This window comes from Telluria sp. Soil_C_11 (genome assembly GCF_057657395.1).
This window is the reverse complement of sequence record NZ_JBDGIN010000004.1, coordinates 71,148-88,357: the sequence shown is the minus strand read 5'-3', so window position 1 is coordinate 88,357 and position 17,210 is coordinate 71,148. Positions and strand designations below refer to the sequence as shown.

Here is a 17,210-nt window from a genome sequence, read left to right as displayed (position 1 = left end):
TACAGACTCGTGAGACCCATGCACACAGTTGATCTTCATCGCGACGACACCAGCGAGGCACCGCCGGCCCGAGCTCCCGCACGCGCTCCGGCCCTGCCCGCCCCGGTGTTGAGCTGGCTGCAAAGGGTCGAAGCGGCAGCACATCCCCAGCCGAAGCTGACCGCGGAAGTCGCTGACCCCAAGGCCGTCCAGTACAAATTCGTTTATGTCATGGCCCCGACCAGCGGCGGCCGCCACGTCGCGGTGTGCTTGTGCAAGGCGCGCCTGCGCCCGAACGGCGACGTGGCCGCGGCCAGCCCGGTGGGCGAAGTGTTTTCGCTGCTGTCGGCCCCGCCCGCCTACCTCGAAGGCGACGACGAAGACCTGGTCCGGTTCTTCATCGCCATGCGCAGCGGGTCGAACCAGAGCACCAGCGCCACCGAGCCGAAGGGCAAGGTCGGCGCCATCCTGCTGCAGCAGCTGCTGGCGCAGGGCAAGCTGCTGTGGGCGAACTCGTGGTCGGACATGAGCAACGGCCTGCTGTATCCGCTGCAGGCGGGTCCGGTGCGCAAGGCGACCCTGGCCTGGCGCGACGAAGGCCGCGTGGCCAAGCTCGGCTGGTCGGTGGAACCGGCCAAGGGCGCGACCCACGCCGGCGCCGACCTGGTCGACTACATGCTGCCGACCGATCCGCCGTGGTATATCGACAACTTGTCCTGCGGTCCTCTCGAGCTCAACCGTGGCGGCATCGACATCTCGCTGGCCGAGCTGCAGGCGCTGGTGGCCCAGGCCCCGCCGTTGGGCGGCAACGACAAGAAGCGCGTTTCGCAACTGCTGCTGGCGCACGGCCTGCAGCAGCTGATGCCGCTGCCGCAGCCGCTCATGCAGCGCCTGCGCGACGACGTCAAGCCGGTTCCCCACCTGCTGCTGGACGCGATTCCGGTGGCCGAGGGCAGCGGCCAGCGCTGGCAGGACTTCGCCGTCCTGTCCTTCGACTACGACGGCCAGCGCATCTCCTTCGACCCGGCCCAGCGCGTGGTGCGCCAGATCGGCGACGTCACCGAGATCATCCAGCGCGACGAAGCCGCCGAGGCGAAGGCGCTCGAGATCCTGAACAGGATGGGCTTCCGCAAGCCGGCCACGACGCCGCTCAGCTCGCTGTCCGGCGCGCTGCTGCTGGATGGCCAGGCGCAATGGCTGCGCTTCGCCGGCAACGACCTCGAATCGCTAGCCGACCTCGGCTGGCAGCTGCAGAAGTCGCCCAAATACCGCTACGACGTGGTGCCGGTCGAGGACTGGTATGCCGACATCGACGAGCCGCCGGAAGCCGGCAATGCCTGGTTCGAGCTGGAGCTGGGCATCGTCGTCAACCGCAAGCGCGTGCCGCTGCTGCCGGTGCTGGTCCAGCTGATCCGCAGCGCGCCCCTCGATTTCAATCCCGACGTGCTGGCCGCCCACCTCGAGGCCGACCAGATGCTGGCGACCCTGCCCGACGGCGTGCGCGTGGCGCTGCCCTGGGGCCGCGTGAAACCGATCCTGTCGACCCTGGGTGAGTTGTATTTCAACGACAAGATCAAGTCCAGGGTGCGCTTGTCGACGCTGGATGCGGCGCGCCTGGAAGAGCTGGCGCGCGGCGCCGAGTTCACCTGGACCGGCGGCGAACGCCTGCGCGAAACCGGCCGCAAGCTGAGCCAGTTCGGCAAGGTGAAAAAGGTCGACGCGCCGAAAGGCCTGCAGGCCACCCTGCGCGACTACCAGCTCGACGGCCTGGCCTGGATGCAGTTCCTGCGCGAGTACGACCTGGGCGGCATCCTGGCCGACGACATGGGTCTCGGTAAAACCGTGCAGACCATCGCCCACATCCTGACGGAAAAGGAAGCGGGCAGGCTGACCAATCCGGCGCTGGTGATCGCGCCGACCAGCCTGATGATGAACTGGATGGAAGAAGCCGCGCGCTTCGCCCCCAGCCTGAAGGTGCTGTTGCTGCAAGGTAAGGAGCGCATGGAACTGTTCGACCAGATCGAGCAGGCCGACATCGTGCTGACCACCTATGCGCTGCTGCCGCGCGACGAGGAGAAGCTGCGCGAGCACCAGTACCACCTAGTGATCCTGGACGAATCGCACTACATCAAGAACACCCGCTCGAAGGCGGCGCAGACGGCCGGCTCGCTGAACGCGCGCCATCGCCTGTGCCTGTCCGGCACGCCGCTGGAAAACCACCTCGGCGAGCTGTGGTCGCAGTTCCACTTCCTGCTGCCGGGCCTGCTCGGCGACGAGAAGACCTTCAACAGCCAGTTCCGCCATCCGATCGAACGCCAGGACGATCCGGTGCGGCGCATGCTCCTGAACCGCCGCATCAAGCCTTTCCTGCTGCGCCGGACCAAGGACCACGTGGCCAAGGAACTGCCGGAAAAGACCGAGATGATCCGCCGCATCGAGCTCAGCGGTCCGCAGCGCGACCTCTACGAGACCGTGCGCCTGGCGATGGACAAGAAGGTGCGCGAGGAGATCGACCGCAAGGGCGTGGCGCGCAGCCAGATCGTGATCCTCGAGGCCCTGCTGAAACTGCGCCAGGTCTGCTGCGACCCGCGCCTGGTGAAAGCCATGCCGTCGCGCAAGAACACGGCGGCGGTATCGGCCAAGCTGACCGACCTGATGCAGATGATCGACGACCTGCTGGGCGAAGGCCGCAAGATCCTGGTGTTCTCGCAGTTCACCAGCATGCTGGCCCTGATCGAGGAAGAGCTGGAAGCGCGCGGCATCCGCTACGCCCTGCTGACCGGCGAAACCCGCGACCGCTCGGCCCAGGTGGCCGCCTTCCAGCAGGGCGCGGTGCCGATCTTCCTGATCAGCCTGAAAGCCGGCGGCGTCGGCCTGAACCTGACCGCGGCCGACACCGTGATCCACTACGACCCGTGGTGGAACCCGGCCGCCGAGAACCAGGCCACCGACCGCGCCTGGCGCATCGGCCAGGACAAGCCGGTGTTCGTCTACAAGCTGATCGCGAAAGGCACGCTGGAAGAAAAGATCCAGCTGCTGCAGCAGAAGAAGTCGGAGCTGGCGCAGTCGATCCTGTCCGAGGGCGAATCGCAGAAGATGGCGCTGACGCAGGAAGACCTCCAGGCGATCTTTGCGCCGCTGGAGGACTGAACCTCCGCGCTTGATACGTCGTACCGCGTTTAATACGTCGTCCCCGCGCAGGCGGGGATCCAAGTTTGCGTGCATTTCGATAGCGCAAGCAGAACTTGGGTCCCCGCCTTCGCGGGGACGACGTTGTTGCGCCAACGGATTTCACGTAACGACCGCTTCGCGCATCCCGCCCTCGTGTGTACATGAATCAACGAATCATGCGTAATGCGTACCCAACGCAACGCCACGGAGTCGCTTTCCTATACAAACCGGCAAGCTGAGCACTATACTGCCTGAGTGCTCACTTTCCTGAAGGTACTATGGCCCGCAGCGCTCCAGTTTCTGTTCCCGGTGACGCGGCCGATGCCTTCCGCACCATCGCCGAACTCGGCGGCGACCTTGCCTTCATCGTCGATTGCGCCAGCGGCCTGCCCGTCTATATCAGCCCCCATGTCAACGATATGCTGGGCTATGACGTTTCCGATGTTCATGATCAATTTGCCACGAAGGGGGCAGGTCCCCTGGCGCCGCTGTGCGCCGGCCTGCAGGAACGCCTGCGCCGCTTTGCCGCGGGCGACGGCTCGCGCCTGCGCGTGGCGCGCGAGTTCGACCTGCTCCGCCCGGACGGACGCGAGGTGCCGGTGGAAGTGATCTCGACCCTGTTGCTGGACCAGGCGGGCAGGGCGCAGACGCTGGCGGGGATCGTGCGCGACCTGTCGGCGCGGCGCGCGCGCGAACGCGAGCAGAAACGCTTCGCCAGCATGCTGAACCATGAATTCCGCACCCCGCTGTCGACCATCGACGGCGCGATCCAGCGCCTGGAAGCGACCAACGCCGATGCCGACGAGGCCACGCGCCAGCGCTACCGCAAGATCGCGAACGCGGCCGACCGCCTGATCGCGATGCTGGACGATTACCTGTCGCCGGAACGGATGGCGGAACTGGGGCGCCAGCACAAGTCGAACACGGTGGCGCCGCGCCTGCTGCTGGAAGAGCTGGTCGCGCAGGCGCGCGTGGCCGGCCGGCCCGTGCAACTGCAGGCGGGCGAACTGCCGACGCTGCTGCGCGGCGAACCCGCCGGCCTGCGCCTGGCGCTGAAGATCCTGCTCGACAACGCGCTGCGCTACACGCCCGCCGGCAGCGGCCTGACGGTGCTGGGACAGCGTACGGAAAACGGGGTCGCGCTGGCGCTGCGCGACGCGGGCCCGGGCGTGCCGCCGGCGGACCTGGAGCGCATCTTCGACAAGGGCTATCGCGGCAGCAATGCGGCCGGCTTGCCGGGCAGCGGCCTCGGCCTGTACATGGCGCGCTCGGTCGTCGAAGTGCATGGCGGCACGCTCGAGCATGTGGCGGTGTCGGAAGGCGGCGCCGAGTTCCGGCTATGGCTGCCGGTACAGGATGCGCAGGGTAAAGGTCTTGCTTCAAGCGAGGTCAGCAGTGATAATCGGAACGGCCTTTAGGGATAGCCGCCTGATAAAGACGAATAAAGAGAACATGGCCAACCCATGACGCAAATACTGATTGTTGAAGACAATGGCGAATACGCCGGCGACATGGCTGACTTCCTCAAGGAACTCGGCCATGACGTCACGATCGCGACCACGGCCGGCGACATGTGGGCCGCGCTGACGCGCACGCCCGCCGCAGTGGTGGTGCTCGACCTCGGCTTGCCCGATGAAGACGGATTCAATGTCATTCCGCGGATGCGCCAGCTGTATCCCGAGATCGGCCTGCTGGTCCTGACGGGAAGGGTCGCGTTCGACAACCGCATCCTGGGCCTGCGCCTGGGGGCGGACCACTACCTCACCAAGCCGATCAAGTTCCCCGAGCTGGCCGCCCACATCGAGGCGCTCGACCGCCGTGTGCGCCCCTCGGTGCCGCCGCCGGCGCCGAGCAAGTGGACCTTGCGCGTGTCGGCCCGCCAGCTCGAGCTGATGGGCAAGGTCATCGACCTGACCGAAAAGGAATGCAATTTCCTGCACCTGCTGACCATCAACACCCGGCCGGTGCCGCGCCAGGTGATCGTGGCCGGCATGGGCGGCGACGACCCGGATGCCAGCCGCCGCGTCGACATGCTGGTCTACCGCCTGCGCAAGAAGGCGAGGACGGGCCTCGGCCAGGACCTGCCGCTGCGCAGCGCCTACGGCGAGGGCTACAGCCTGTCGGCCGGGTTCACGCTGGCCTGATCCGTCGGCCCGATTTCGGGTACAGTAAAAACCTCGCGCGCATCGCCGGACGAAGGTTCGCCATGAGGTTTCGCTGTCCCTGGGAAGAAGTCGACGCATTCATCAGCCTGGCCGAGTTCCGCAGCTTCGAACGCTGGATGCTGGGCCAGGTCAGCGGCGGGCTGGCCCGGCAGGTGCCGGTCGCCAGTCCCTACCGCCACGACGGCGCCGGGCCGGGCATGGTCCTGGTCGAAGTCTGGTACCTGCACCTGCAGAGCCGGGAAACCTGGCGGCTGGTGTGGCCGGAACCGCCCTTCGACGGTGTCTTCCAGCGGATTCCCGATAATCAGGGACAGGGTCAATAAAAATCCGGGCTTCCCGAAAATTAATGGGGGACAGAGCGCTTCGCCTGCGCTAGAATCGGGGTTCCGACGATCCCGCACGACGCCATGGCCCGCCAACCCCGCCTCATCCTGCCCAACCAGCCGCACCTCATCCTCCAGCGCGGCAACGACAACCAGGCGATTTTCCGCGACGATGAAGACTACGAGCGCTTCCTCGACTGGCTGAAGGAATGCGCGCGGCTGTACAAGGTGGCCGTGCATGCCTACGTCCTGACGCCGAGCCAGGCGATCCTGCTGGCCACGCCGTCCGACCAGGAAGGGCTGGCGCTGATGATGCAGAAGGCCGGCCGCCATTACGTCCCCTGGTTCAACGGCAAACATGGCCGCTCGGGCACCCTGTTCCAGGGGCGATTCCGCACCGCCCTGGTCGATGCCGCCCACTACCTGCTGGCCTGCAGCCGCTGGGTCGAGCTGGCGCCGGTGCAGGCAGGCCTGGCATCCAGCCCGCTCGACTGGCGCTGGTCCAGCCATGCCCACCATGCCGGCGTACGCGCCGATGCCCTCGTCACCGACCACATGCTGTACTGGAGCCTCGGCAATACCCCCTTCCAGCGTGAAGCCGCCTATACCGAACTGGTGGAGCAGGGCTATGGCAGCCAGGAAGGGGAACTGATCGGCACCGCGCTGGCGAAAGGCTGGCCGGTCGGTTCGCACGCCTTCAAGGCCGAGCTCGAAAAAAAGACCAAACGGCAGATTCTGCCAGCCAAGCGCGGCCGGCCATTCAAGATCAAGACGCCCGCCGAAGCCGCCGAATAGGCGGCTTTTTTCTTAAGTCATTGATCTGATTCATTATTCCAGATCATCAACCACTACGGGTTTGTACGTATTTGCTCTGTCCCCAATTGTTTTTAAAGGACGAGATTCCGAATTTAATTTGACTCCGACCCTAATTGTTGTGATTGATGTTTACTCGACTCTGCTCTATTCTCGGCCTTCAATCTCTTCAAATACGCCGTGGAGTTCCGCATGATTGCCCAAGGTTTGTACGATCCCGCCAATGAACACGATGCCTGTGGCGTCGGTTTCATCGCCCATATCAAGGGCAATAAAAGCCATTCGATTATTGAACAGGGTCTGATGATCCTGAAGAACCTGGACCACCGCGGTGCGGTCGGCGCCGATGCGCTGATGGGCGACGGTGCCGGCATCCTGATCCAGATCCCCGACCAGTACTACCGCGACGAGATGGCCAAGCAGGGCGTCGAGCTGCCGCCGCCCGGCGAATACGGCGTCGGCATGATCTTCCTGCCGAAAGAGCACGCCTCGCGCATCGCCTGCGAACAGGAAATCGAGCGCGCCGTACGCGCCGAAGGCCAGGTCGTGCTGGGCTGGCGCAACGTGCCGGTCGACGACACCATGCCGATGTCGCCGCGGGTGCGTGAAAAAGAGCCGGTCATCCGCCAGATCTTCATCGGCCGCGGCCCGGACGTGATGGTCACCGACGCGCTCGAGCGCAAGCTGTACGTGATCCGCAAATCGTCGGGCCACGCGATCCAGGCGCTGAAGCTCATGCACGGCAAGGAGTTCTTCGTGCCGTCGATGTCGGCGCGCACCATCGTCTACAAGGGCCTGCTGCTGGCCGACCAGGTCGGCGTCTACTACAAGGACCTGCAGGACCCGCGCTGCGTCTCCGCGCTCGCGCTGGTGCACCAGCGCTTCTCGACCAACACCTTCCCGGAATGGCCGCTGGCCCACCCGTACCGCCTGATCGCCCACAACGGCGAGATCAACACGGTGAAAGGCAACTTCAACTGGACCCGCGCCCGCGAAGGCATGATGAAGTCGGCCGTGCTGGGCGAGGACCTGGGCAAGCTGTTCCCGCTGATCTATGAAGGCCAGTCCGACACCGCCTGCTTCGACAACGCGCTCGAGCTGCTGGTGATGGCCGGCTATCCGATCGCCCAGGCGATGATGATGATGATCCCGGAAGCGTGGGAAAACCATGCGACCATGGACGAGAACCGCCGCGCCTTCTACGAATACCACGCCGCGATGATGGAGCCGTGGGACGGTCCGGCCGCGATGGCCTTCACCGACGGCCGCCACATCGGCGGCACCCTCGACCGCAACGGCCTGCGTCCGGCGCGCTATGTCGTCACCGACGACGACCTGGTGGTGATGGCTTCCGAGTCCGGCGTGCTGCCGATCCCGGAATCGCGCATCGTCAAGAAATGGCGCCTCCAGCCGGGCAAGATGTTCCTGATCGACCTCGAAGCCGGCCGCATCATCGACGACAAGGAGCTGAAGGACACCTACTCGAACGCCAAGCCCTACAAAGCCTGGATCAAGTCGGTGCGCATCAAGCTCAACGAAATCAAGGTCACCGAAAGCCAGCTCTCCCAGAGCCGCGTGAAGGATACGCCAGCCCAGGGCGAGAAGGCCGCCATTTCCCTGCTGGACCGCCAGCAGTCCTTCGGCTATACCCAGGAAGACCTGAAGTTCCTGATGGCGCCGATGGCCGTGCTGGGCGAGGAAGCGACCGGCTCGATGGGCAACGACTCGCCGCTGGCGGTCATGTCGAACAAGCTGAAGCCGCTGTACTCCTACTTCAAGCAGCTGTTCGCGCAGGTGACCAACCCGCCGATCGACCCGATCCGCGAAAGCATGGTGATGTCGCTGGTGTCCTTCATCGGCCCGAAGCCGAACCTGCTCGACACCAACAACGTCAACCCGCCGATGCGCCTCGAAGTGTCGCAGCCGATCCTCGGCTTCGACGACATGGCGCGCCTGCGCAGCATCAGCCTGCACACCGGCGGCAAGTTCAAGTCGTATGAGCTGAACATCTGCTACCCGGTCAGCTGGGGCAAGGAAGGCATCGAAGCGTCGCTGGCCTCGCTGTGCGCCGAAGCGGTGGATGCCGTGAAATCGGGCCACAACATCCTGATCGTCTCGGACCGCGGCATGTCGGCCGAGCAGGTCGCGATCCCGGCCCTGCTGGCGACGTCGGCCATCCACCAGCACCTGGTGATGCGCGGCCTGCGCGCCTCGACCGGCCTGGTGGTCGAAACCGGTTCGGCCCGCGAAACCCACCACTTCGCCCTGCTGGCGGGCTACGGCGCCGAAGCCGTGCACCCCTACCTGGCGCTGGAGACCCTGGTCGACCTGGCGGCCCACCTGCCGCACCCGCTCGATCCGGACAAGGCGGCCTACAACTACACCAAGGCGGTCGGCAAGGGCCTGATGAAGGTGATGTCGAAGATGGGCATCTCGACCTACATGTCCTACTGCGGCGCGCAGATCTTCGAAGCCGTGGGCCTGAACAAGTCGCTGGTCGACAAGTACTTCCGCGGCACCTCGTCCACCGTCGAGGGCATCGGCCTGTTCGAAGTGGCCGAGGAAGCGCTGCGCCTGCACAACCTGGCCTTCGGCAAGGACCCGGTGCTGGCCGGCAGCCTGGACGTGGGCGGCGAGTATGCCTACCGCGTGCGCGGCGAAGACCATTTGTGGACCCCCGACGCCATTGCGAAACTGCAGCACTCGACCCGCGCCAACAACTTCAGCACCTATAAAGAGTACGCCCAGATCATCAACGACCAGAGCAAGCGCCACCTGACCCTGCGCGGCCTGTTCGAATTCAAGATCGACCCGAGCAAGGCGATCCCGCTGGGCGAAGTCGAGCCGGCCAAGGAGATCGTCAAGCGTTTCGCCACCGGCGCGATGTCGCTCGGCTCGATCTCGACCGAAGCCCACGCGACCCTGGCGATCGCCATGAACCGCATCGGCGGCAAGAGCAACACCGGCGAAGGCGGCGAGGACCCGGCGCGCTACATGGGCGAGTTCAAGGGCATCAAGATCGCCAAGGGCGAGACCCTGGCCTCGATCCTGGGCAAGGACCGCGTGGTGGCCGACATCCCGCTGGAAGAGGGCGATTCGCTGCGTTCGAAGATCAAGCAGGTGGCGTCGGGCCGTTTCGGCGTGACCGCCGAGTACCTGGCCTCGGCCGACCAGATCCAGATCAAGATGGCGCAGGGCGCCAAGCCGGGCGAAGGCGGCCAGCTGCCGGGCCATAAGGTGTCCGAGTACATCGCCTCGCTGCGCTTCTCGGTGCCGGGCGTGGGTCTGATCTCGCCGCCGCCGCACCACGACATCTACTCGATCGAGGACCTGGCCCAGCTGATCCACGACCTGAAGAACGCCAATCCGAACGCGTCGATCTCGGTGAAGCTGGTGTCGGAAGTCGGCATCGGCACCGTCGCCGCCGGCGTCTCGAAGGCCAAGGCCGACCACGTGGTCGTGGCCGGCCATGACGGCGGCACCGGCGCTTCTCCGCTGTCGTCGGTGAAGCATGCCGGCACGCCGTGGGAGCTGGGCCTGGCCGAGACCCAGCAGACGCTGGTGCTGAACGGCCTGCGCAGCCGCATCCGCGTGCAGGCCGACGGCCAGATGCGCACCGGCCGCGACGTCGTCATCGCCGCCCTGCTGGGCGCCGACGAAATCGGCTTCGCCACCGCGCCGCTGGTGGTCGAGGGCTGCATCATGATGCGCAAGTGCCACCTGAACACCTGCCCGGTGGGCGTGGCGACGCAAGACCCGGTCCTGCGCGCCAAGTTCCAGGGCAAGCCGGAACACGTGGTGAACTACTTCTTCTTCGTCGCCGAAGAAGCGCGCCAGCTGATGGCGCAGCTGGGCATCCGCACCTACGACGAACTGATCGGCCGCGCCGACCTGCTCGACAAGTCGAAGGCGATCACGCACTGGAAGGCGGCGGGCCTGGACTTCAGTAACATCTTCTACCAGCCGAAGAGCGACAACCTGCACGCGCTGTTCCACACCGAAGGCCAGGACCACGGCCTCGAGCGCGCGCTGGACCACAAGCTGATCGCCCAGGCGCGCCCGGCGCTGGAGCGCGGCGAGCGCGTGTCCTTCATCTCGCCGGTGAAGAACCTCAACCGCACGGTCGGCACCATGCTGTCGGGCGAAGTCGCCAAGCGCTACGGCCATGCCGGCCTGCCGGACGACACCATCCACATCCAGCTGCAGGGCACCGCGGGCCAGTCGGCCGGCGCCTTCCTGGCGGGCGGCATCACGATCGACCTGGTGGGCGAGGGCAACGACTACGTCGGCAAGGGCCTGTCGGGCGGCCGCATCATCGTGCGTCCGAACACGGAGTTCCGCGGCTGGGCGGTCGACAACATCATCGTCGGCAACACGGTGCTGTACGGCGCGATCTCCGGCGAAGCCTTCATCAACGGCGTGGCCGGCGAACGCTTCGCGGTGCGTAACTCGGGCGCGACGGCCATCGTCGAAGGCGTGGGCGACCACGGCTGCGAATACATGACCGGCGGTACCGTCGTCGTGCTGGGCGACACCGGCCGCAACTTCGCAGCCGGCATGTCGGGCGGCGTGGCCTACGTGTACGACCCAAAGGGTGACTTCGAACAGAAGTGCAACACGACCATGGTGAACCTGGAGCGTGTGCTGTCCACCAAGGAGCAGGGCGACAAGTCGACCTGGCACGCGCAGAGCCGCCACGGCGAGCGCGAGTCGGACGAAGCGATCCTGAAGCGCCTGATCGAACGCCACTTCAAGCACACCGGCTCGACCCGCGCCCGCAACCTGCTGGACGACTGGGCCAACAGCCGCGGCAAGTTCGTGAAGGTGTTCCCGACCGAGTACAAGCGCGCGCTGGAAGAGATGCACAACTCCAGCATGGAAGAGGCGAACGACAAGATCGAGCTGGCTGCTTAAAACAGCCACTACCGCGAACGAATACCACTGCACTATGAACGTCGTCCCCGCGCAGGCGGGGACCCAAGTTCTGCCAGCGCTAACGAAACGCACGCAAACTTGGACCCCCGCCTGCGCGGGGGCGACGGGATACCGACGGATATAAGGAAAATATTGTGGGTAAAATCACCGGCTTCATGGAATTCCAGCGCCAGGAAGAAGACCACCTGGAACCCGCTGCCCGCCTGAAGAACTACAAGGAATTCACGCTGACCCTGACCAACGATCAGGCCAAGGTGCAGGGGGCGCGCTGCATGGATTGCGGCATCCCGTTCTGCAATACGGGCTGCCCGGTCAACAACATGATCCCCGACTGGAATGACCTGGTCTATCACGGCAACTACCGTTACGCCGTCGAGAACCTGCATTCGACGAACAACTTCCCGGAATTTACGGGCCGGATCTGCCCCGCGCCCTGCGAGGCCGCCTGCACGCTCGGCATCAACGACGACCCGGTCGGCATCAAGTCGATCGAGCGCAAGATCGCCGATACCGGCTGGGAGAACGGCTGGATCGTGCCGCAACCGGCCGCCGCCAAGACCGGCAAGAAGGTCGCGATCGTCGGTTCGGGCCCTGCCGGCCTGGCCGCTGCCCAGCAGCTGGCGCGCGTCGGCCACGACGTGACCGTGTTCGAGAAGAGCGACCGCCTCGGCGGCCTGCTGCGCTATGGGATCCCCGACTTCAAGATGGAGAAGGACCTGATTGACCGCCGCGTCGAGCAGATGAAGGCCGAAGGCGTGACCTTCCGCACCTCGACCATGATCGGCAAGGACTTCCCGACCATCGTCAGCAACATGGCGCGCGAGACCATCTTCCCGGAAGACCTGGCCAAGGACTTCGACGCCATCGTGATGGCCGGCGGCGCCGAGCAGCCGCGCGACCTGCCGGTGTCGGGCCGCGAGCTGAAGGGCGTGCATTTCGCGATGGACTTCCTGCCGCAGCAGAACCGCGTGAACGCCGGCGACAAGGTGAAGGACCAGATCAAGGCCACCGGCAAGCACGTGGTCGTGATCGGCGGCGGCGATACCGGTTCCGACTGCGTCGGCACCTCGAACCGCCATGGCGCGGCGTCCGTCACCCAGTTCGAACTGATGCCGATGCCGCCCGAGCACGAGAACAAGCCGCTGGTCTGGCCCTACTGGCCGACCAAGCTGCGCACCTCGTCCTCGCACGAGGAAGGCTGCGAGCGCGACTTCGCGGTGGCGACCAAGCGCTTCGAGGGCAAGGGCGGCAAGGTCGAGAAAGTCATCGCCTGCCGCGTCGAGTGGAAGGACGGCAAGATGATCGAAGTGCCGAACACGGAATTCGAGCTGAAGGCCGACCTGGTGCTGCTGGCCATGGGCTTCGTCTCGCCGGTGCAGCAGGTGCTGGATGCCTTCGGCGTGCAGAAGGATGCGCGCGGCAACGCCCGCGCCACCGTCGACGGCGAGACCAGCTATGCAACCTCGGTGCCGAAGGTGTTCGCGGCCGGCGACATGCGCCGCGGCCAGTCGCTGGTGGTGTGGGCGATCCGCGAAGGCCGCCAGTGCGCCCGCGCGGTCGACGAGTTCCTGATGGGATCGTCCGACCTGCCGCGCTGAACGGCGCTTCCGGAGCAAAGCCAAACGGCCCTGCGAGGCCGTTTTTTTATTTTCTTGACTGATAGTAAATACCGAACTAGCATGATTTCTTTATAACAACTAAAGGAAATCATGGCTTCCCGTCTATTCTCGTCGCTGCGCCGTTATCTCCCGATCAGTGCGGTATTCCTGTCGGCGGCATTGCTGAGCGGTTGCGCCAGCTTTTACCTCGACCCTGCGACCAAGGACGTTCCGGTGGCAGAGATGCGCCATGCCGCCGTACCCCAGCCCGTGCGCCTGAACTTCGAGTTCCAGACCCGTGGCGCGCCGAACTCCCGGGCGACGGAGTTCCTGAATTCGGCCGTGCGCGAGCAGCTGCAGGCCAGCGGTCTGTTCTCCAGCCTGGACGGCGGCCCGAACGCAGCCATCCTTGAAGTCAAGCTCAACAATATTCCTCTGAGCGACGACAGCCCCGCCGCCAAGGGCTTTGTCACCGGATTCACGTTCGGCCTGGTCGGCTCGAAGGTCAGCGACGGTTATGAGTGCAAGCTGAGCTACCTGCCGCCGGGACAAACCGCGCCCGTCGTCAAGGTGGCGCGCCATGCGATCCATACGACGCTCGGCAATGCCAGCCCGCCGCCGGGCACGATCCAGGCGCCCGACATTAACGTGGCCGTGAAACAGATGACGCATGCCGTCCTGAGCAATGCACTGCGCGACCTGTCCAACGATCCGGCATTCGAGCAGTCCGCGAAAACCACCCAACAATAAGGAATACCCATGCATCTCCAACGCTTCCTGACCCTTGGCGCCGGCCTGGCGCTTGCCCTGCAACTGACCGCTTGCGCCAATATCAACATGAGCCAGCCGAAGCCGACGCTGGCGACGACCGCCGCGCTGCGCGGCGCCACGCTGGCCCCGGCCACCATGGGCAAGTTCCAGCTCGATCCATCCCGCTCCGCCGGCGACGACAAGGGCATCTCTCTGCGCGGCGGCAACAGCGTCGCTTCGCCGATCGAAGGCTCGTTCGCGCAATACCTGAAGGAGTCGGTGCGTGTCGAGCTGGAAGCGGCGGGCCTGTATGACGCGGCTTCGCAGAACGTCATCACCGGCACGCTCACGCAAAGCGAAGCCGATGCCGCGATCGGCACCGGCAAGGCAAAGCTTGGCGCCCGGTTCGTCGTCACGCGCAACGGCGAGGTGAAATACGACAACCAGCTGACCGTCGACGATTCCTGGGAATCCTCTTTCGTCGGCGCCACCGCGATTCCCCTGGCGGCATCGCACTATGAAAGACTGTATCGGCAACTGGCGGCCAAGCTGCTGAACGACCAGGCATTTCGCGGCGCGCTGGCGAAGTAAGGATCCGGCGCCGCGAGGCGCCTTTCCCGGATCCCGTTCGCTTGCATCGGGCGCAATGCCCAGTATATGATCCATATATTGATTGTATATGGAGCATATGATGGGCATCGTGAACATCGACGACGAACTGCACGACCAGATCCGCAAGGCGAGCACGGTCTCGTGCCGCTCGATCAACGCCCAGGCGGCCTTCTGGATCAAGATCGGCATGCTGTGCGAGATGAACCCGACCCAGAGCTTCAACGAGATCGTGGTGCGCGAGCTGCGGGAGGCCGGGGTCGAGGCGCTGGCGGCGAGAGTGGCGCCGTCATGATCAAGCGCCCGGAAGAAATCGTCCTGATGGCGGAGTCGGGCAGGCTGCTGGCGCAGGTGTTCGGCTACCTGGACACCCTGCCGCTGGCCGGCATGTCGACCATGCAGGTGAACGACCTGGCCGACCGCTACATCGTCGAGCGGCTCGGCGCGCGCCCGGCCAGCAAGGGGCAGTACGGCTTCGCCTACTCGCTCAATTCTTCCCGCAACAACGTCGTCTGCCACGGCGTGCCGTCCACCACCGACATCCTGCGGAACGGCGATATCGTGAACTTCGATATCACGCTGGAGAAGAACGGCTACATCGCCGATTCCAGCAAGACCTGGCTGGTCGGTGACGTAGCGCCGGCGGCCAGGCGGCTGGTGCAGGTCACCTACGAAGCGCTGTGGAAGGGCATCCAGGCGGTGCGGCCGGGCGCGCGGCTGGGCGACGTCGGGTACGCCATCGAGCGCCACGCGCGGCGCCACGGCTATACGGTGGTCAGGGAATACTGCGGGCACGGCATCGGCCGCGAGATGCACGAGGAGCCCCAGGTGCTGCACTGGGGCAGGCCGCAGACCGGGCTGGTGCTGCGCGAAGGCATGGTGTTCACCATCGAACCGATGCTCAACCAGGGGCGCGAGGCCGTACTCACCGAAGCCGACGGCTGGACGGTCGTCACGCGCGACGGCCAACTGTCCGCGCAATTCGAGCATACGGTGGCCGTGACCCGGCATGGCGTGCGGGTGCTGACCTTGCGCGCCGATGAAACGATGCCGGACCCTATTCGTGCGGCGTCGCCGTCCGCGGCCTGATCACCAGGGTATCGCCATCGGTGTCGGTCGCGGTGCCCAGTTCCTCGCATAGCGTGCGCATGCGCTCGACGATCCACGCGCGCTGCGCGCTATTCGCCGGAAAGACCCGGCAGCGCCGGATGAACAGCGGATACATGACGATCCGCTCCAGCCTGTCCTCCCCCAGCTCCAGCCCGAACAGCAGCTGGTGGTCGTTGCGGAACGACGGATCGACGGCGTAATCGTCGACCAGGTCGCCGGCCGCATACAGGATCGGGCAACCCTCGTGCAGCTCGACGCCCTGGAACACGTGGGCGCTGTGGCCGTACACGATCTTCCAGCCGACCTCGATCGCGGCCCGCGCCAGGCGGCGCTGGTGCGGCGCCGGTTCGCTCGCCATGTTCGGCCCCCAGTGCAGCGACAGGATGGGCCAGCGCACGCCCTGCGCGCGCAGGGGCGCGAGTGCGCGCGCGAAGGCGTCGATGGCGGCGGCTTCGTCGTGCAGGCCGAGCCAGGCCATGCCGGGATGGTCCGGCGTGGCGGCGAAGTCGTCCTGGTGGTCGCAGAAGGCCGCCATGCCGATCCGCACGCCGCTGCGTTCGACGATGGCGGGCGCCTGCGCGGCGGTGAGGCTTGCGCCCGCGCCCGCGTGCGCGATGCCGTGGGCGTCGAGTGTGGTCACGGTCTCGAGCAGGCCCTGCACGTCGTAGTCGAGGATATGGTTGTTGGCCAGGCTGACCAGCGCGATGCCGGCGTCCTGCAGTGCCTGGCCGGCCAGCGGCGGCGCCCGGAAATAAAAGGCTTTCGGAGCGCCGTGCCAGCGCTCGGCGGGGTCGCAGACCGCGCATTCGAGGTTGGCGACGGCGAGGTCGGCGCCGCGCAGCAGCGCCGACACTGCGCCCAGCGGATAATCCGCGCCCTCGCGCAGCATGGTCTCGCCGGCCAGGCGGCCGAGCATGACATCGCCGCCGAACAGCAGGCGCAGCGGACCTGCGTGCGCGTTCACTTCGGATCGCGGGCGAAATGCCCGGAGAACCAGACGCTGGCCAGCCGCGCCACTTCTTCCAGCGCGCCCGGTTCCTCGAACAGGTGGGTGGCGCCGGGCACGATCGCCAGCTCGCGGGGGCAGCGCAGTTCGGCGAAGGCCTGCCGGTTCAGGTCGATCACGCCGTCGTCGTTGCCGCCCACGATGAGGAGGGTCGGCGCGGTCACGCCGTGCAGGGCGGAGACGCCGGCCAGGTCGGGCCGGCCGCCGCGCGAGACCACGGCGGCAATCGACGGGTAGGGGCCGTTGGGCGTGGGCCGTCCGGGAATCAGCTGGCCGACGTAGGGTTCGCCCAGGTGCGGCTCGCCCGCCAGGCGCAGCGCGGCGGCGGCGCCGGTGCTGGCGCCGAACAGTCCCAGCGGCAGCGGCGCGGTGGCCGGCTCGCGCGCCAGCCAGCGCGCCGCGCTGCGCAGGCGCAGGGTCAGCAGGGCGATGTCGAAGCGGTGGTAGGGATCGGCTTCTTCATCGGGGCTGAGCAGGTCCAGCAGCAGGGTGCCGACCCCCGCTTCGCGCAGGATGCGCGCGACGTAGTTGTTGCGCGGACTGAGCCGGCTGCTGCCGCTGCCGTGCGCGAACAGGACCATGCCGAGCGGTTCGTGCGGCAGCTCGAGCATGCCTTCCATGTCGATGTTGTCGTGCTGGATGTGGATCAGCGCCTTGGCGTTCACGGTCATCTCTCCCCCATCTTTCGACCCATGATGCGCCCGAAAATCCGGCATGTCGATGCCTGCATGCGAAGCGGATCGGCGCCCCC

At 66.0% G+C, this 17,210-nt stretch carries 14 protein-coding genes; 11 read left to right on the top strand and 3 right to left on the bottom strand.

What is annotated here, in order from left to right; translation table 11 throughout:
* Window positions 1-18 precede the first annotated feature (18 nt).
* The 5 genes from AC3A6M_RS08390 to AC3A6M_RS08370 all read left to right on the top strand — a co-directional run bounded on the left by AC3A6M_RS08390 (window position 19) and on the right by AC3A6M_RS08370 (window position 6,433).
* Window positions 19-3,129 (top strand): DEAD/DEAH box helicase, encoded by a 3,111-nt coding sequence (locus tag AC3A6M_RS08390; protein ID WP_487852266.1) that lies wholly within the window; start codon window positions 19-21, stop codon window positions 3,127-3,129.
* Window positions 3,130-3,428: 299 nt separating this feature from the next.
* Entirely contained in the window at window positions 3,429-4,568 is a 1,140-nt protein-coding gene (locus AC3A6M_RS08385; RefSeq protein WP_487852265.1) for a PAS domain-containing sensor histidine kinase, read from the top strand.
* A gap of 45 nt (window positions 4,569-4,613) precedes the next feature.
* A complete protein-coding gene (locus AC3A6M_RS08380; protein ID WP_487852264.1) occupies window positions 4,614-5,294 on the top strand; it encodes a response regulator transcription factor in 681 nt (226 codons plus the stop codon).
* 62 nt (window positions 5,295-5,356) lie between these two features.
* Complete coding sequence (locus tag AC3A6M_RS08375) at window positions 5,357-5,638, top strand: hypothetical protein (RefSeq protein ID WP_487852263.1); 282 nt, start codon at window positions 5,357-5,359, stop codon at window positions 5,636-5,638.
* Window positions 5,639-5,722: 84 nt separating this feature from the next.
* Complete coding sequence (locus tag AC3A6M_RS08370) at window positions 5,723-6,433, top strand: transposase (protein ID WP_487852262.1); 711 nt, start codon at window positions 5,723-5,725, stop codon at window positions 6,431-6,433.
* 165 nt (window positions 6,434-6,598) lie between these two features.
* On the opposite strand, the gene AC3A6M_RS08365 is transcribed toward AC3A6M_RS08370, so the two are convergent.
* Window positions 6,599-6,733 carry a hypothetical protein gene (locus tag AC3A6M_RS08365; protein WP_487852621.1) on the bottom strand — a complete coding sequence of 45 codons (135 nt, stop codon included), beginning with the start codon at window positions 6,731-6,733 and terminating at the stop codon, window positions 6,599-6,601.
* On the opposite strand from AC3A6M_RS08365, the gene AC3A6M_RS08360 reads away from it, so the two are divergent.
* The 6 genes from AC3A6M_RS08360 to map all read left to right on the top strand — a co-directional run bounded on the left by AC3A6M_RS08360 (window position 6,704) and on the right by map (window position 15,432).
* Window positions 6,704-11,365: a glutamate synthase-related protein gene (locus tag AC3A6M_RS08360; RefSeq protein WP_487852608.1), complete on the top strand. Its 4,662-nt coding sequence runs from the start codon at window positions 6,704-6,706 to the stop codon at window positions 11,363-11,365. The two genes, AC3A6M_RS08365 and AC3A6M_RS08360, sit on opposite strands and share 30 nt — an antisense overlap.
* 155 nt (window positions 11,366-11,520) lie before the next feature.
* The gene (locus AC3A6M_RS08355) at window positions 11,521-12,984 is read left to right on the top strand and encodes a glutamate synthase subunit beta (protein WP_487852261.1); all 1,464 of its coding nucleotides are present in this window, start codon (window positions 11,521-11,523) and stop codon (window positions 12,982-12,984) included.
* 111 nt (window positions 12,985-13,095) lie between these two features.
* On the top strand, window positions 13,096-13,734 hold the full coding sequence (locus tag AC3A6M_RS08350) for a hypothetical protein (protein WP_487852260.1): 639 nt from the start codon (window positions 13,096-13,098) through the stop codon (window positions 13,732-13,734).
* A gap of 9 nt (window positions 13,735-13,743) precedes the next feature.
* Window positions 13,744-14,325, top strand: coding sequence for a hypothetical protein (locus AC3A6M_RS08345; protein WP_487852259.1), 582 nt, complete (start codon window positions 13,744-13,746; stop codon window positions 14,323-14,325).
* 100 nt (window positions 14,326-14,425) lie between these two features.
* Window positions 14,426-14,638, top strand: a complete 213-nt coding sequence (locus AC3A6M_RS08340) for a ParD-like family protein (protein ID WP_435572713.1) — start codon at window positions 14,426-14,428, stop codon at window positions 14,636-14,638.
* Complete coding sequence (gene map / locus AC3A6M_RS08335; RefSeq protein WP_487852258.1) at window positions 14,635-15,432, top strand: type I methionyl aminopeptidase; 798 nt, start codon at window positions 14,635-14,637, stop codon at window positions 15,430-15,432. The genes AC3A6M_RS08340 and map overlap by 4 nt, the downstream gene beginning before the upstream one ends.
* Here the strand turns inward: map and AC3A6M_RS08330 are convergent.
* The gene (locus AC3A6M_RS08330; RefSeq protein ID WP_487852257.1) at window positions 15,401-16,417 is read right to left on the bottom strand and encodes a CapA family protein; all 1,017 of its coding nucleotides are present in this window, start codon (window positions 16,415-16,417) and stop codon (window positions 15,401-15,403) included. The genes map and AC3A6M_RS08330 overlap by 32 nt on opposite strands.
* The gene (locus AC3A6M_RS08325) at window positions 16,414-17,130 is read right to left on the bottom strand and encodes a dienelactone hydrolase family protein (protein WP_487852256.1); all 717 of its coding nucleotides are present in this window, start codon (window positions 17,128-17,130) and stop codon (window positions 16,414-16,416) included. Before AC3A6M_RS08325 ends, AC3A6M_RS08330 begins: the two co-directional genes overlap by 4 nt.
* Window positions 17,131-17,210 lie beyond the last annotated feature (80 nt).

What these genes read in the sequence shown, in the direction of transcription:
- AC3A6M_RS08390 (WP_487852266.1), top strand. Translation starts at nt 19, where the DNA reads ATGCACACAGTTGATCTTCATCGCGACGACACCAGCGAGGCACCGCCG.
- AC3A6M_RS08385 (WP_487852265.1), top strand. Translation starts at nt 3,429, where the DNA reads ATGGCCCGCAGCGCTCCAGTTTCTGTTCCCGGTGACGCGGCCGATGCC.
- AC3A6M_RS08380 (WP_487852264.1), top strand. Translation starts at nt 4,614, where the DNA reads ATGACGCAAATACTGATTGTTGAAGACAATGGCGAATACGCCGGCGAC.
- AC3A6M_RS08375 (WP_487852263.1), top strand. Translation starts at nt 5,357, where the DNA reads ATGAGGTTTCGCTGTCCCTGGGAAGAAGTCGACGCATTCATCAGCCTG.
- AC3A6M_RS08370 (WP_487852262.1), top strand. Translation starts at nt 5,723, where the DNA reads ATGGCCCGCCAACCCCGCCTCATCCTGCCCAACCAGCCGCACCTCATC.
- AC3A6M_RS08365 (WP_487852621.1), bottom strand. Translation starts at nt 6,733, where the DNA reads ATGGCTTTTATTGCCCTTGATATGGGCGATGAAACCGACGCCACAGGC.
- AC3A6M_RS08350 (WP_487852260.1), top strand. Translation starts at nt 13,096, where the DNA reads ATGGCTTCCCGTCTATTCTCGTCGCTGCGCCGTTATCTCCCGATCAGT.
- AC3A6M_RS08345 (WP_487852259.1), top strand. Translation starts at nt 13,744, where the DNA reads ATGCATCTCCAACGCTTCCTGACCCTTGGCGCCGGCCTGGCGCTTGCC.
- AC3A6M_RS08340 (WP_435572713.1), top strand. Translation starts at nt 14,426, where the DNA reads ATGGGCATCGTGAACATCGACGACGAACTGCACGACCAGATCCGCAAG.
- map (WP_487852258.1), top strand. Translation starts at nt 14,635, where the DNA reads ATGATCAAGCGCCCGGAAGAAATCGTCCTGATGGCGGAGTCGGGCAGG.
- AC3A6M_RS08325 (WP_487852256.1), bottom strand. Translation starts at nt 17,130, where the DNA reads ATGACCGTGAACGCCAAGGCGCTGATCCACATCCAGCACGACAACATC.